Here is a 12,923-nt window from a genome sequence, read left to right on the forward strand (position 1 = left end):
ATAATATTTGTGTATTTTTACAATTGAGTTATTCTGCAATCAGAAAAGGTAATTGAAGCACTCTTGGCTTTGGCACAAGAGACACGGCTTGCAGTGTATCGACTGTTGGTGCAGACAGGACCAATCAAATAATCAACAAGCCATTGAAATTGTTACTCGTTCAATTAGTAATGTATCCAAGACGGATGGATGAGTTTTAGATGTCTCAAAAACTATCAAAATCTTTTGCAGGGAAAAGTAAAGCTTCGACAACAAGACAATGGTTAACGGTAATGGCTGGGGCTATTTTGATGCTTAGTTTTGGTGGACTGTATGCTTGGAGTGTACTTGTTCCATCGCTTCAACAATTTACTGGAGCTTCATTGACTAGTTTGAGCGCAGTTTTTTCTGTTGCAGTGATTAGTTTTACGATAGCGATGGTAGTAGGACCAAGTTTCTATTATCGCTTTGATGCGTCAACTACAACCATCGGCATTTATATTATCGCAGCAGTAGGATTTATGATTGTAGCTGTGGGAAAATCTGTTTGGTGGCTTGGTATTGGATACGGTATTTTATTCGGTACAGCTAGTGGAATCGGCTATTCGATGGCATTGCAATCGGTGAGTAAATGCAACTAGCTATGTTTTTGGTCGTATTATCACGGCTTGGGGTACTGCTAGTTTAGTTGGTCCTCTGCTGACAGGATGGTTATTTGATACTACAGGGGGATATAAACTAACCTTAATAGGTAGTGTGGTTATTTCTATTACGGGTAGCTTAATCGGTACAATGTTACCTCACAGAAGTGCGATCGCAATTTCAAGATAAACTAGCAGCTTTATAGGATTTATAGGTAGATTTTTGTGAATAGAACTTAAACTTACCTGCTTATGACTTCCACTGTAAAAACGACCTCTCAACGATGTGGGATTCTTTTTTGAAATTAAGAAGTTGGCTTTTTAAAACAAGTATCTGTAACCCCAGACAAATTTTCTAAAAACCCAACTTCTGAAGATTGTGGATTGTTTGATATAACTCAGATAAATAACTATGTACGATACCTGAAAAGGAAGTGAGTAAAACATGATTATTAAAAAGAGTATAAGGTTGTTAGACCCTAGATTTTGTTTCAAAAGTTAAACTGGACTCCTATTTTATCTGTGTCTAAATACACACACCAAAAAAGCTGCTTTTGTACATATCCTAAAAAAAATCATCGAGTCGCAATTCATCTTTCCTTCAATGGTTCTGGAATTACCTCAAAAATTCAATCCAAACTATTCGATTAATCAGCTATGGAATCGTGGTAAATAAATATGATGAAAATTTTCAACTGAATTTATCATTGAAATGCTCGTTATTCAAACGAATAATCAAGCTACTTCCGAATGGTTTCTTTTGTCTGACTCGATAGTACATTTATGTTATTTGTTACATCAAGCGAATTTTTGTAATCCCGATAAAAAAGGCGAAAAAGGGTTATAGTAATACTTAGATACTATAAAAACAGGTATAAAAAATAAGGTAAAAGTAAGAATCTAGTTTAATTGGATACATTATAAGTGATTAGATAAGAGGGGTGTAGGGAATGAGACCGCGAAGGGAACTTGCTCAGCATTGGTTACGTAGTGACAAGGCTTTGAGTAGCATTATTAAAACTGCTGATTTACAAGATACGGACAAGGTTTTGGAAATCGGTCCGGGTCAAGGTATATTAACTCAACAGCTTATAGATAAGGTAAAATCTTTAGTTGCTGTGGAAATTGACAGCAATTTATGTCAGCTATTAGTTAAGAAGTTAGGAGAAAGAGAAAATTTTTTATTATTGAATGAAGATTTTTTAACTTCGGACTTAGCCGCTTTAGTTAAAGATTTTCCTTCCTTTCAAAATCAAAATAAGGTAGTAGCTAATATTCCTTACAATATAACTGGACCTATCATTGAAAAATTATTGGGGAAGATTGGGAATCCTAATCCACAGCCCTATGATTTAATCGTGTTATTAGTACAAAAAGAAGTAGCCGAAAGGATTGTTGCAAAACCAGGAAGAACAGCGTTTGGAGCGTTATCGGTAAGGGTACAATATTTAGCAGATTGTCAGATGATTTGTACAGTACCAAGCACAGCTTTTTATCCCCCACCAAAAGTTGATTCTGCTGTAATTAAATTGGTTCCTTGTGTCAGGGAAGTTGTAGCGAAGAATCCCCGGAGAATGGAAACCTTAGTAAAATTGGGATTTAGTGCAAAACGAAAAATGTTACGAAATAATTTACAATCGATAATAGAGCGCGAAAATCTGACACAATTATTGGAAAAGTTAAGCGTCAACCCCCAAGCTCGCGCTGAAGAACTCAGCGTTATCCAATGGGTGAGTTTAGCTAACGAATTAGAAAATCACGATGCGTAGCTATACTTTAATTGCTCCAGCTAAAATTAACTTGTATTTAGAAATTATTGGCGATCGCCATGATGGTTATCATGAGTTAGCAATGATACTGCAAAGTATAGAGCTTGCAGACCAGATAGACCTGGAAGCAAACGATGTACAGTTAATTAGATTGCGGAGTGATAGTAAGGAGATTCCCGTAGATAAAAGTAATTTGGCTTACCGGGCTGCGGATTTAATGGTTCAAGAATTTCCCGACAGTTTTGCAACTTATGGGGGTGTAGATATTACGCTTCACAAACGCATTCCCGTAGCAGCAGGTTTAGCAGGAGGTTCAACAGATGCCGCAGCAGTTTTAGTAGGAATCGATTTATTATGGAAATTGGGATTAACTAAGTCAGAATTAGAAGAATTAGCCGCGCAACTCGGTTCTGATATCCCATTTTGCATTGGAGGAGGAACCGCGATCGCAACTCGTCGAGGTGAAATACTTTCTCCATTATCCGGGTTGGGAGGTATATATATAGTATTGGCAAAGTATCGCAGTTTATCAGTTTCCACAGCTTGGGCTTACAATACTTACCGCTCATTATTTGGTCATACTTATATTAAAGATACAGAAAATTTAGCAGCCCGTGGAAATGCAGTACATTCAGGAGATATAGTTCAAGCGATTACTCGTCAAGATGCAACAGAAATCGCACAGAAAATGCATAATGATTTAGAAAAAGTAGTTTTACCGGAATATCCTCAAGTATTACAGTTAAAAGAAAGCTTTGCAAAATACGATATCTTAGGAACCATGATGTCTGGTAGTGGTCCAAGTGTATTTGCATTATGTGAATCTCAAGAGAAAGCCGAACAAGTAAAATTGTCTATGAGAGAAGAGATTCCAAATATGGATTTAGAATTGTTCGTTACCCGGTTGATAACTCATGGGATTCAGGTAAAATCGCAATTTGCAATTTAATTTATTTCTCCTACTCCCTACTTCCTTTCATAAAATAAGATTATGAACCAAGAAAAATTAACCGAACAAACCGAGAATCAACAAGAAAATCAACCGACTCCCTTACGTTGTTTAATCGGAGCCGTAATGTCAGGAGGATTGGGATTCGTAGCTTATAAATTAATGGTTTCAATCGCAACAACTTTTGCAAATAAACCAGTAACATCAGATAATCCGATGGTAGTAAGTCTTTCTTCAGCAGTACGAACCTTAGTTGTAGGAGTAGTTGCTTTAGGAACGGGAATATTTGGGATAGTTGGACTTGGTTTATTAGCTTTAGCGGTGCAGTTGGTGATTAAGCAGTTGACAACTAAGGATGAGCAAGAAGTATAGGTTTAGTACTTCTGTGTTAATTTCAGCTTTATTTACATTAATTGTAGTTAAGTACCTGTGCCTTCATTAATTAGACACTTCTTCTAGGCAGGGAATAGGGTTCGGAGGCAATAGGGAACAGTAATATAACTGAGTAGTAATTATATAATAATTTTGCTTAAGTAATTATCGGAGGAATTCCTCTACACCATTTAGCTTTTGGTCCCCTACTGCCCGTACTAATAATAGGCATTGTATTAAATAAGGGGATTATCCAACTTTTCCCACATTTATAAGCTCCTTTAACTCTTCCTTGCGAGACTAAATGGCGCATTCTAGAGGTTGAAATATTTAAAATTTCAGCGGCTTGAGTAGTACTTACATACATGGATTCAAAAACTATTGCGATTAAATATTAGTTTACTATCAAAGGCTTCCGAAAGGAAGAGAAGTTAAAATTTTTAATTAACCAAGAGCAACTATCAGCAACAATGCGCGATACGCGAAGCGTCGCCTTTCGGGCTATCGCAATTTATTAGGATATTATATGATTCATTAAATATGCCTCGTACAATAAATTTATGACAACAGGTATCTGGATATTAGGCGACCAACTATATTTAACACAAGCCGCTTTACAAAGTTGTCATGACTCCTCGAAAGTAGCAATTATATTTATTGAATCCTACTCTCATATTAAAAAACATCAATATCATAAGCAAAAGCTGGTTTTAGTTTGGTCAGCAATGCGGCATTTTGCGGAAGAGTTACGTAAATTAGGGTACTCAGTAACATATAAAATAGCTGAAGATTTTCAAACCCCACTTCAACAATGGGTGAATGTGAATCAAATTACAGAATTACTGGTAATGTCTCCGAATGATAAACCTTTTCTCAAAACCATAGAAGATTTAACATTAGCTTGTGATATAACTTTGCTTCCCAACAATCAATTTTTATGGAGTACCGAAGAATTTGATAACTGGGCTAAAAAACGTAAACGTTTATTAATGGAAGATTTTTATCGGGAAGGAAGAAGACGCTTCGATATATTAATGGAAGCAGATAAACCCATTGGGGGAAAATGGAATCTTGATGCATATAATCGCAAACCACCAGCACGTAATTTAAATACTCCTGAACCATTATGGTTTGAACCAGATGAAATTACCCAGGAAGTAATTCAACAAGTTGATTTCCTCGATATAGCAACTTATGGAGAAATTAAAGAATTTCGTTGGGGAGTAACTCGTTCTCAAGCTTTATCCGTATTAAGATATTTCATAGATATTCGCTTACCAGAATTTGGACCATATCAAGATGCCATGGTAACAGGAGAAGAAACAATGTGGCACGCGATGCTTTCTCCCTACTTGAATCTTGGTTTACTCCAACCCTTAGAAATAATCCAAGCAGCAGAACAAGCATATCATGAAAAGCAACTTGCTTTAAATAGTGTAGAAGGTTTTATCCGTCAGGTGTTGGGATGGAGAGAATATATGCACGGAATTTATCATCATGTCGATACAGATTATTCCCAGCAGAATTGGTTTGAGCATCACAAACCATTACCCGAATTTTACTGGACTGGTGAAACCAAAATGAACTGTCTGCATCAAATCTTAACTCAAGTCATGGATACAGGTTACGCTCATCATATTCAAAGATTGATGGTATTGAATAACTTTGGATTAATTGCAGGAATTTCACCACAAGAATTAGAAAATTGGTTTCATACAGCATTCATCGACGCTTACGATTGGGTAATGCAAACCAACGTCATCGGTATGGGACAATATGCAGATGGTGGTTTACTCGCATCCAAACCTTATGCTGCATCAGCTAACTATATTAATAAGATGAGCGATTATTGTAAAAGTTGTGATTACAAGCATTCCCAACGTATCGGAGCAAAAGCTTGTCCCTTCAACTTCTTATATTGGGACTTTTTGAATCGACATCGGGATAAATTGAAACATCAGGGAAGGATGAATTTTATATTAAAAAATCTTGATAAAATATCCCCCGAAGATTTAGAGACAATTCATCAGCAAGCGGAAAATATATTTTGACAACTACCCATCTGCGAATTTTAAGTGAAAAAAACAAATAATTTTGCAATAATTTATTTTTGAGCCATTATATAAGTTTTAAAAACAAAACCTCAAACTTGATAGGCTAAAAACACAGCCAAACTTAAAGCAAGCAGAAAAATAATTCCATGACACAATCAGAAAATATTCCAAAACCAAGACCAAAACCACCAGTAGAAAAAAAATTCCAGCCCATCACTGTGGTAGACTGTAACACCGATAATCCCCGGATTTTTACCCAATGCTATAAATGCGACCAACCCCTATTAATTCAAACCCATCATGATGGAAGCGAACCAGTAGACCACAAAATACAGTGTCCAAACTGCGGTAGGATAGCCTTTTTTGCCCATGCACCCAAAATAGTCGCTGTAATGCCATTAGGTGATGCACCTACACCTACACCTAGTAATTAATTTTAGACTTGATCTGACCTGCATTGGATTCTTCCTACATATAAATCCAAAATTAATTAACCCCTATCAGGGGTTTTTTTGTATTTGCAATTATTGAGAAACATAAGTCTCATCAATAAATAACGTGAATATCCCCGGAGGGTAAGTACACTACGACAACAATCACAGAAATCGGGTTTTTACGATCTAAATATCCGTAGCATCAGAAAACATTAATAAAAACCCGACTTATGATTTTGAGATTAAGTCTATCCAACTCACCTTAATTCAAAAAACAAATTTAATTAATTCGGAAGAAAATTCCTGAATTATTTCTTAAAACCTTTAGTCGCTGGTAAACCTTTTTTCAAACTGACTGGATTAGTTCCGGAAACATTCAATCCATCAACTTTATTATCCAGACCAACTTTAGAAGCATAAGCTTTATTCCCAGCAATACGAAGATTAACATATTGCTTACTTTGTCCATGTAAAGTGATAGCTGTTTGAGCATTCACAAAAATATTATCGGTGACAGAAATATTAATTAGCTTTTTTTCACCTCCTATTCCCATAACTACACCGTTACAATTCTGAATAACATTGTCATAGAATTTCAAATTTGCAACACCATTTCCATTCGGACCAAGATTCATTGCATTACCACAATTATTGAACTGGTTATCATGAATACTAATATCTTTAGTAGGTTTTTTCTTTCCACCCCAACCTTCTATCCAAAAAATCCGATGTTTAAATCCACTGAAAGTATTTTCATAAAACTCCGCACCTTTAATTCCTAATTCTAAACCCGACATATCATCGGTAATACCAGGATTAGCCTGCAATTTATTCTTATAAAAAACTAAGTTACCCTTTGCCGCAATATCTTTATCTTCATTCCATTGATTAATCAGTGAAACCCAGCCATTTAAATTATTATTATAAATTTTATTGCCTTCTTGTAAATCCCAAATTTCAATAGAAGCTGATTTATTTTGCTTTTGATTTTTACCAGCTTTCAAATTAATAGTATTATTATATATTTGAGTATTACGAACATTACTAGCAACGCTTTTAATGCCACCACCAGAATTTTCTTCTATATAGTTATCATGAATCAGTAAGCCATTTACCCCCATAAATTTAATTGCTCCAGAGAAATGTTCATTTTTCTGACCTTCTCTACCAGAAGCATTGAGAAATCGGCAATTACTAATTTCATTATTTAAACCGGAAATATCAATTCCAGCATTATTAAAATTAGTAAAGATAATATTTTCAAACAAAGAATTCTCTCTACCCCAAGCGCGAAATCCTAATTTAGCTTTGTTTTTTCCATCAATATTAAAATTCCGAAAAAACTGATAACCATCACCTTTTTCATCCTGAAAATCCTTCGCTTCAAAAAGTACACCTGGATAATTTTGACCTGGAGTAATAATCGTTTTTTGACCAACACCTTCTAAACTAACGTGTGAAGGAACTGTTATCATCCCCTTAACTTCAAAAGTACCCTCACCCATCTTAATTAAAGTGTTTCGTTCAGCAATTTTAAAAGCTTTATCTAAAGTCATAAATGGTTTTTTTACACTACCATCACCAGTTTTATTATTACCATTGACAGCAACATAAATCACCTTTTTTGGCTTTGCAAAGGTTAATACTGTTTGACTATTATTACTAACGCTAGAATCTTTTTGGCTCTGTGCAACAGTTATCATCGCAACAGAGTTTTTTTCATCTCCAAAACAACCATAAAGCCCCGTCAGAACCAAAGCAGATAAAAATAACTGACGAAACATAAAGCAAATCACTTCTACGAAATGGATAAGTAAAATATAATTTTTTCTGATTAATTTATTCTTAATCAATTATTAAATTCATATTATCTTTGATCAGAAATAAGAATAGGAAAATACTTGAAATTTCAATATCGAACGTTCACCCAATTCTATCTATTCCCCAACCTCACAGATACTAATTCACCCGCCAACTTAATCGCTGCTTTCATACTCGTAGCATCCGCAATTCCTTGACCTACAATATCAAACGCAGTTCCATGATCGGGAGATGTTCTTACAAACGGTAATCCAATCGTAGTATTAACCGCTCTATCAAACGCCATCAACTTTACCGGAATTAAACCTTGGTCGTGATAAAGTGCTAAATAACCATCGGCTGGATTTTCAACTTGAGATTGAATTTTAGCATTACCATACCAAGCAACCCCAGGCTTCACCCACATTGTATCCGGTGGAATAGGTCCTTCTAAAGTTAAATTTGTCCGCTTTCTACGCTCCGAATCTAACCAAGCAATCAACCAATCTGCTTCCTCACTTCCTAATTGTCCCCTTTCTCCACTGTGAGGATTTAATCCCGCGATCGCAATTCTGCCATTTTTTATCCCAAAATCCCTTGACAAACATTCCACTAATAAATCGAGTTTCTCACTCATCAACTCCGGTGTCAGCGTTTGCGGGACTTGACATAATGGTATATGTGTGGTAGCAAGTAACGTGCGGAGCGTCCAATTAGTATAAGGTGAACGAGCCACAAACAACATTCCAAACCTTTGGACTTGACTCTTTTGGGCTAAAATTTCCGTTTGTCCAGGATAATTATAGCCAGCAGCCTTCCAAGCAGACTTTGCGATCGGTCCGGTAACGATTCCATCAAATTTCCCCGCAAGCGTTTGATTTATAGCCGCTTCCATATAAGCAAAACTCGCTGCACCACTTGCCGCATTTTCAACTCCAGGAATAATTGCATCCTTAATATCATCATCCAAATTGACATCCAAAACATTCAACTGAGCAGGATTAGCCAATTTTATATTTTCATTTTGCTGTAGATTAGTATAAGTTTTTAATAGTAAATCTCGGTTTCCAACTACAGTTAAATCACAACCCTCACCAACTTCTGAATCCGCCAAAGCCTTCAAAATAACTTCTGTTCCGATTCCTGCCGGGTCTCCCAAAGTTAATGCTAAACGAGGGCGACGGTTTATACTGGAAATAGACTTTTCTAAATTTAATTGATACATAAGATACATAAAAATTATTAAAAATAAACCTAATTTACAACTTTACCCAAATTCAAAGTAATATACCCTTCTTACCCATCTTCCATGCCCACTCTGATAAACTTAACTTAATTAAATCATTCGCAAACAAGGAGAATTACAAATGGGCGGCGAAATGTTCAACGCAGCTTTTTTATCCTTCGGCTTAATCTTCGTTGGTTGGGCTATAGGTACATTGTTACTCAAGATTCAAGGTGCGGAAGCTGAAGAGTAATTAGTTAAATCAGTTACCAGTTATCAGCTCTCTTCCGGGGGTGTCTAGTGGAAGATAACATAGAGAATGTCACTACGGAAAGCTTCCCGCTTCACTGATAACTGTTAACTTTTCACTGATAACTGACGTGTCAACTGTTTTGCTTTAAAAACTAAATAGTAATAAAATTGTTTTAATAAAAGTTAACATTTTTTTAATTAAACCTGATGAAAATATTGATAGTGGGTGCCACTGGTACCTTGGGAAGACAGATAGCTCGTCATGCGATTGATGAAGGTTATGAAGTGCGCTGTCTAGTCCGAAGTGCGAAAAAAGCGGCATTCCTTAAAGAATGGGGAGCCGAATTAGTACCGGGAGATTTATGTTATCCCCATACCCTCCCAGCCGCACTTGATGGAGTAAATGCAGTAATTGATGCAGCAACATCTCGTCCTACGGATTCCATGAGCATAAAACAAGTGGATTGGGATGGGCAAGTAGCATTAATTCAAGCAGCCGCAGCAGCCAATATTGAGCGTTTTATATTTTTCTCAATATTGAATAATCAAGATTATCCCCAAGTACCCTTGATGGAAATTAAGCGGTGTACAGAACTGTTTTTAGCAGAATCCGGCTTGAACTATACAATTTTACAATTAGCTGGGTTTATGCAAGGTTTAATCGGACAATACGGGATTCCGATTTTAGAAGCACAACCAGTATGGGTGACAGGAGAATCTTCCCCCGCAGCCTACATGGATACTCAGGATATCGCCAAATTTGCCATTCAGGCTTTACGAAGAGAAGAAACCCAAAATAAAACCTTTCCCCTAGTCGGAACTCGTGCTTGGAGCGCTCAAGAAATCATTAGTTTATGCGAACGTTTATCCGGAAAAAGTGCCAGAATAACACGGATGCCGTTAAACTTACTTCGTGCCATTCGTAATATAATCCGTTTCTTTCAATGGGGATGGAACGTATCCGATAGACTTGCTTTTACAGAAGTTTTAGCAAGCGGTAAACCGTTAGATGCACCAATGAACGAGACATACACAGCTTTTGATATAGATAAAAGCCAAATTACAACTTTAGAATCTTATTTACAAGAATATTTCAATAGAATTACCAAAAAGCTTAGAGAATTGGATTACCAACAAAATAAAGGCAAGAAAAAGAAAGAAAAGAGAACTCCATTTAAACAATCTTCTTAAAAGAGAGTAGGGAGATGGGGGGATAGGGACATGGGGAGAAATTAACTGTCCCAGATCAACTGCCAACTCCCACACTCTTCCTTTCAATATAAAGTGTGTACTAGATACACATTTTATGTAACTATTGATTTAATTAAAAACGTCTTCTTTAATTTGGATATTTGAGCGTGCCGAAAGCAGGCATTATATATAACGATCAAAAACCGATAGCGGGTCGCATCGCTATCGAATTAAAAGAACAGTTCACCGAGAAAGGTTGGGATATATGTATCACCACAGGTATCGGTGGAATTTTGGGTTACTCAACCCCGCAAAGCCCCGTATGCCATACACCAATAGAAGGTCTTACACCCCCCGGTTTTGACTCGTCCATGAAATTTGTCATAGTACTTGGAGGAGACGGTACAGTTTTAGCCGCATCTCGGCAAGTCGCACCTTGTGGCATTCCCATGTTAGCCATAAATACTGGTCACATGGGCTTTTTAACCGAAGCTTACGTTAATCAATTACCCCAAGTAGTAGAACAAGTTTTAACGAGTAATTACAGCATTGAAGAACGAGCAATGCTTACCGTTAAAGTATTTCGTCAACAATCAGTACTCTGGGAAGCTTTATGTTTGAATGAAATGGTTTTGCATCGCGAACCCTTGACCTCGATGTGTCATTTTGAAATCGGCATCGGTAATCATGCGACAGTTGATATTGCCGCAGATGGAATAATTGTTTCAACTCCAACAGGCTCCACAGCTTACTCCTTAAGCGCTGGTGGTCCTGTCGTAACCCCCGGTGTCGCTGCGTTACAATTAGTCCCCATTTGTCCTCATTCCTTAGCCTCAAGGGCTTTAGTGTTTCCAGACAGCGAGCCAGTTAATATCTATCCGGTAAATACAACTCAATTAGTAATGACAGTTGACGGCAACGGTGGCTGTTATGTTTTACCAGAAGATTGCGTAACAATAGAAAAGTCAGATTACAGCGCTCGTTTCATCCGCTTACAATCACCCGAATTTTTCCGAATATTACGAGAAAAGTTAGGTTGGGGTTTACCTCATATTGCCAAGCCTACATCTGTCGAAATACCTTAAACGGTCAAAGGTCAAAGGTCAAAGGTTGAAGGTCAACCGGGTAATTAGAATTTCCTAAATATCACAAAAAAACCGCTCAATTGTTAATTAATCATTAAAAATATTGTACTTTTTTATATCTTCGATTAATACTTGGACGTGCTAAAACATTGTAAAAAGCTGATCGAGTCTGAATTAATGTAAAAAGAGCAACCATTGTAATAAATTCGCGTCTTACATTCCACACAGACCTTCAAAGGTTCTGTGCGTAGAATATTGTCACGAATTCTATACTTATAAAATGGGCAACCCAGAAATAATACAGGCTCCTTAAAGGTAGTCGTGTTTTTCAAGAGTACGTTCATCAAATTTTATTCCGAGTCTAACTATTGATATGACGCTTACTCACAACCCTTGTGTTTTAGTAATCGAAAGCGACGAAAACCTAGCTTCTCAGCTTTCTTCTGATTTAAAAGAGATTGGTTACGAACCGATTTTGGCTAGCAATACCACTTCCGGTTTGCAACATAGTCGCGATCGCCAACCTGCTTTGATTGTTGTCGATAGAATGCTAGCGGGAGAATCAGGAATCTCGTTATGCAAAAATCTCCGAATTAGCGGTGTGTGCGCTCCGGTATTGATGTTAATGGCTAGAGATACAGTTGACGATCGCGTTGCTTGTCTCGAAGCTGGTGCGGATGATTATTTTCTCAAACCCTACCGTTCGGAAAATTTCATGAACTTGGTTCGGCTGTATTTAAAGCAAGATGTTGATACTTCAGAACAATTACGTTTTGGAGATTTAATTTTAGATCTTGCTACTCGTCGCGCTATTAACAACGGACGAGCAATTGATTTGACAATGAAAGAATTTGAACTGCTAAAGTATCTAATGGAACATCCCCGTGAAGTATTAACTCGCGAACAAATTTTAGAAAACGTCTGGGGTTATGACTTTATGGGTGAATCTAACGTCATTGAAGTGTATATTCGTTACTTACGACTAAAAATAGAAGACGAAACTCAAAAACGCCTAATTCAAACAGTACGCGGTGTCGGTTATGTATTAAGAGAATCTTAAAAGTTAAGTCAACATCAAAATAACGAATACAAACAAGTTTTTTATTCGTCAAAATTGATTGGGTAAGTAACACCGGATATTAAATAGATTTTATTTTCTCAAAGATAAATTT

The 12,923-nt window shown here is 36.7% G+C and carries 13 protein-coding genes; 10 read left to right on the forward strand and 3 right to left on the reverse strand.

The window, feature by feature from the left end; genetic code table 11:
- Positions 1 to 200 precede the first annotated feature (200 nt).
- The 4 genes from IQ247_RS05130 to IQ247_RS05145 all read left to right on the forward strand — a co-directional run bounded on the left by IQ247_RS05130 (position 201) and on the right by IQ247_RS05145 (position 3,710).
- Positions 201 to 620 (forward strand): MFS transporter, encoded by a 420-nt coding sequence (locus IQ247_RS05130; RefSeq protein WP_193917702.1) that lies wholly within the window; start codon positions 201 to 203, stop codon positions 618 to 620.
- Positions 621 to 1,570: 950 nt separating this feature from the next.
- Entirely contained in the window at positions 1,571 to 2,389 is an 819-nt protein-coding gene (rsmA, locus tag IQ247_RS05135; RefSeq protein ID WP_193917703.1) for a 16S rRNA (adenine(1518)-N(6)/adenine(1519)-N(6))-dimethyltransferase RsmA, read from the forward strand.
- The gene (gene ispE / locus IQ247_RS05140; protein ID WP_193917706.1) at positions 2,382 to 3,338 is read left to right on the forward strand and encodes a 4-(cytidine 5'-diphospho)-2-C-methyl-D-erythritol kinase; all 957 of its coding nucleotides are present in this window, start codon (positions 2,382 to 2,384) and stop codon (positions 3,336 to 3,338) included. The genes rsmA and ispE overlap by 8 nt, the downstream gene beginning before the upstream one ends.
- Positions 3,339 to 3,380: 42 nt before the next feature.
- The gene (locus tag IQ247_RS05145; RefSeq protein ID WP_193917708.1) at positions 3,381 to 3,710 is read left to right on the forward strand and encodes a DUF3082 domain-containing protein; all 330 of its coding nucleotides are present in this window, start codon (positions 3,381 to 3,383) and stop codon (positions 3,708 to 3,710) included.
- A gap of 157 nt (positions 3,711 to 3,867) precedes the next feature.
- On the opposite strand, the gene IQ247_RS05150 is transcribed toward IQ247_RS05145, so the two are convergent.
- A complete protein-coding gene (locus tag IQ247_RS05150) occupies positions 3,868 to 4,077 on the reverse strand; it encodes a helix-turn-helix domain-containing protein (RefSeq protein WP_193917710.1) in 210 nt (69 codons plus the stop codon).
- A 193-nt stretch (positions 4,078 to 4,270) separates the two neighbouring features.
- On the opposite strand from IQ247_RS05150, the gene IQ247_RS05155 reads away from it, so the two are divergent.
- Both IQ247_RS05155 and IQ247_RS05160 read left to right on the forward strand, forming a co-directional pair.
- Positions 4,271 to 5,761, forward strand: coding sequence for a cryptochrome/photolyase family protein (locus IQ247_RS05155; RefSeq protein WP_193917712.1), 1,491 nt, complete (start codon positions 4,271 to 4,273; stop codon positions 5,759 to 5,761).
- A 149-nt stretch (positions 5,762 to 5,910) separates the two neighbouring features.
- Entirely contained in the window at positions 5,911 to 6,198 is a 288-nt protein-coding gene (locus IQ247_RS05160; RefSeq protein WP_193917714.1) for a hypothetical protein, read from the forward strand.
- 308 nt (positions 6,199 to 6,506) lie between these two features.
- On the opposite strand, the gene IQ247_RS05165 is transcribed toward IQ247_RS05160, so the two are convergent.
- Both IQ247_RS05165 and pdxA read right to left on the reverse strand, forming a co-directional pair.
- The gene (locus IQ247_RS05165; RefSeq protein WP_193917716.1) at positions 6,507 to 8,051 is read right to left on the reverse strand and encodes a right-handed parallel beta-helix repeat-containing protein; all 1,545 of its coding nucleotides are present in this window, start codon (positions 8,049 to 8,051) and stop codon (positions 6,507 to 6,509) included.
- A gap of 80 nt (positions 8,052 to 8,131) precedes the next feature.
- Complete coding sequence (gene pdxA, locus IQ247_RS05170; protein ID WP_193917718.1) at positions 8,132 to 9,223, reverse strand: 4-hydroxythreonine-4-phosphate dehydrogenase PdxA; 1,092 nt, start codon at positions 9,221 to 9,223, stop codon at positions 8,132 to 8,134.
- Positions 9,224 to 9,365: 142 nt separating this feature from the next.
- On the opposite strand from pdxA, the gene petM reads away from it, so the two are divergent.
- From petM to nblR, 4 genes are all read left to right on the forward strand, one after another.
- Entirely contained in the window at positions 9,366 to 9,476 is a 111-nt protein-coding gene (gene petM, locus IQ247_RS05175; protein WP_193917720.1) for a cytochrome b6-f complex subunit PetM, read from the forward strand.
- A gap of 206 nt (positions 9,477 to 9,682) precedes the next feature.
- The gene (locus IQ247_RS05180) at positions 9,683 to 10,666 is read left to right on the forward strand and encodes an SDR family oxidoreductase (protein ID WP_193917722.1); all 984 of its coding nucleotides are present in this window, start codon (positions 9,683 to 9,685) and stop codon (positions 10,664 to 10,666) included.
- 167 nt (positions 10,667 to 10,833) lie between these two features.
- Positions 10,834 to 11,751: an NAD(+) kinase gene (locus tag IQ247_RS05185; RefSeq protein WP_193917724.1), complete on the forward strand. Its 918-nt coding sequence runs from the start codon at positions 10,834 to 10,836 to the stop codon at positions 11,749 to 11,751.
- A 373-nt stretch (positions 11,752 to 12,124) separates the two neighbouring features.
- A complete protein-coding gene (gene nblR, locus IQ247_RS05190; RefSeq protein ID WP_193917726.1) occupies positions 12,125 to 12,811 on the forward strand; it encodes a response regulator transcription factor NblR in 687 nt (228 codons plus the stop codon).
- The last annotated feature ends 112 nt before the right edge of the window (positions 12,812 to 12,923 follow it).

It is taken from the genome of Plectonema cf. radiosum LEGE 06105, from assembly GCF_015207665.1.
Classification (GTDB): Bacteria; Cyanobacteriota; Cyanobacteriia; order Cyanobacteriales; family Nostocaceae; genus Rivularia; species Rivularia radiosa_A.

Bases quoted from the DNA above. Each gene is read 5' to 3' on its own strand.
- IQ247_RS05130 (WP_193917702.1), top strand. From the start codon at position 201: ATGTCTCAAAAACTATCAAAATCTTTTGCAGGGAAAAGTAAAGCTTCG.
- rsmA (WP_193917703.1), top strand. From the start codon at position 1,571: ATGAGACCGCGAAGGGAACTTGCTCAGCATTGGTTACGTAGTGACAAG.
- ispE (WP_193917706.1), top strand. From the start codon at position 2,382: ATGCGTAGCTATACTTTAATTGCTCCAGCTAAAATTAACTTGTATTTA.
- IQ247_RS05145 (WP_193917708.1), top strand. From the start codon at position 3,381: ATGAACCAAGAAAAATTAACCGAACAAACCGAGAATCAACAAGAAAAT.
- IQ247_RS05150 (WP_193917710.1), bottom strand. From the start codon at position 4,077: ATGTATGTAAGTACTACTCAAGCCGCTGAAATTTTAAATATTTCAACC.
- IQ247_RS05155 (WP_193917712.1), top strand. From the start codon at position 4,271: ATGACAACAGGTATCTGGATATTAGGCGACCAACTATATTTAACACAA.
- IQ247_RS05160 (WP_193917714.1), top strand. From the start codon at position 5,911: ATGACACAATCAGAAAATATTCCAAAACCAAGACCAAAACCACCAGTA.
- pdxA (WP_193917718.1), bottom strand. From the start codon at position 9,223: ATGTATCAATTAAATTTAGAAAAGTCTATTTCCAGTATAAACCGTCGC.
- petM (WP_193917720.1), top strand. From the start codon at position 9,366: ATGGGCGGCGAAATGTTCAACGCAGCTTTTTTATCCTTCGGCTTAATC.
- IQ247_RS05180 (WP_193917722.1), top strand. From the start codon at position 9,683: ATGAAAATATTGATAGTGGGTGCCACTGGTACCTTGGGAAGACAGATA.
- nblR (WP_193917726.1), top strand. From the start codon at position 12,125: ATGACGCTTACTCACAACCCTTGTGTTTTAGTAATCGAAAGCGACGAA.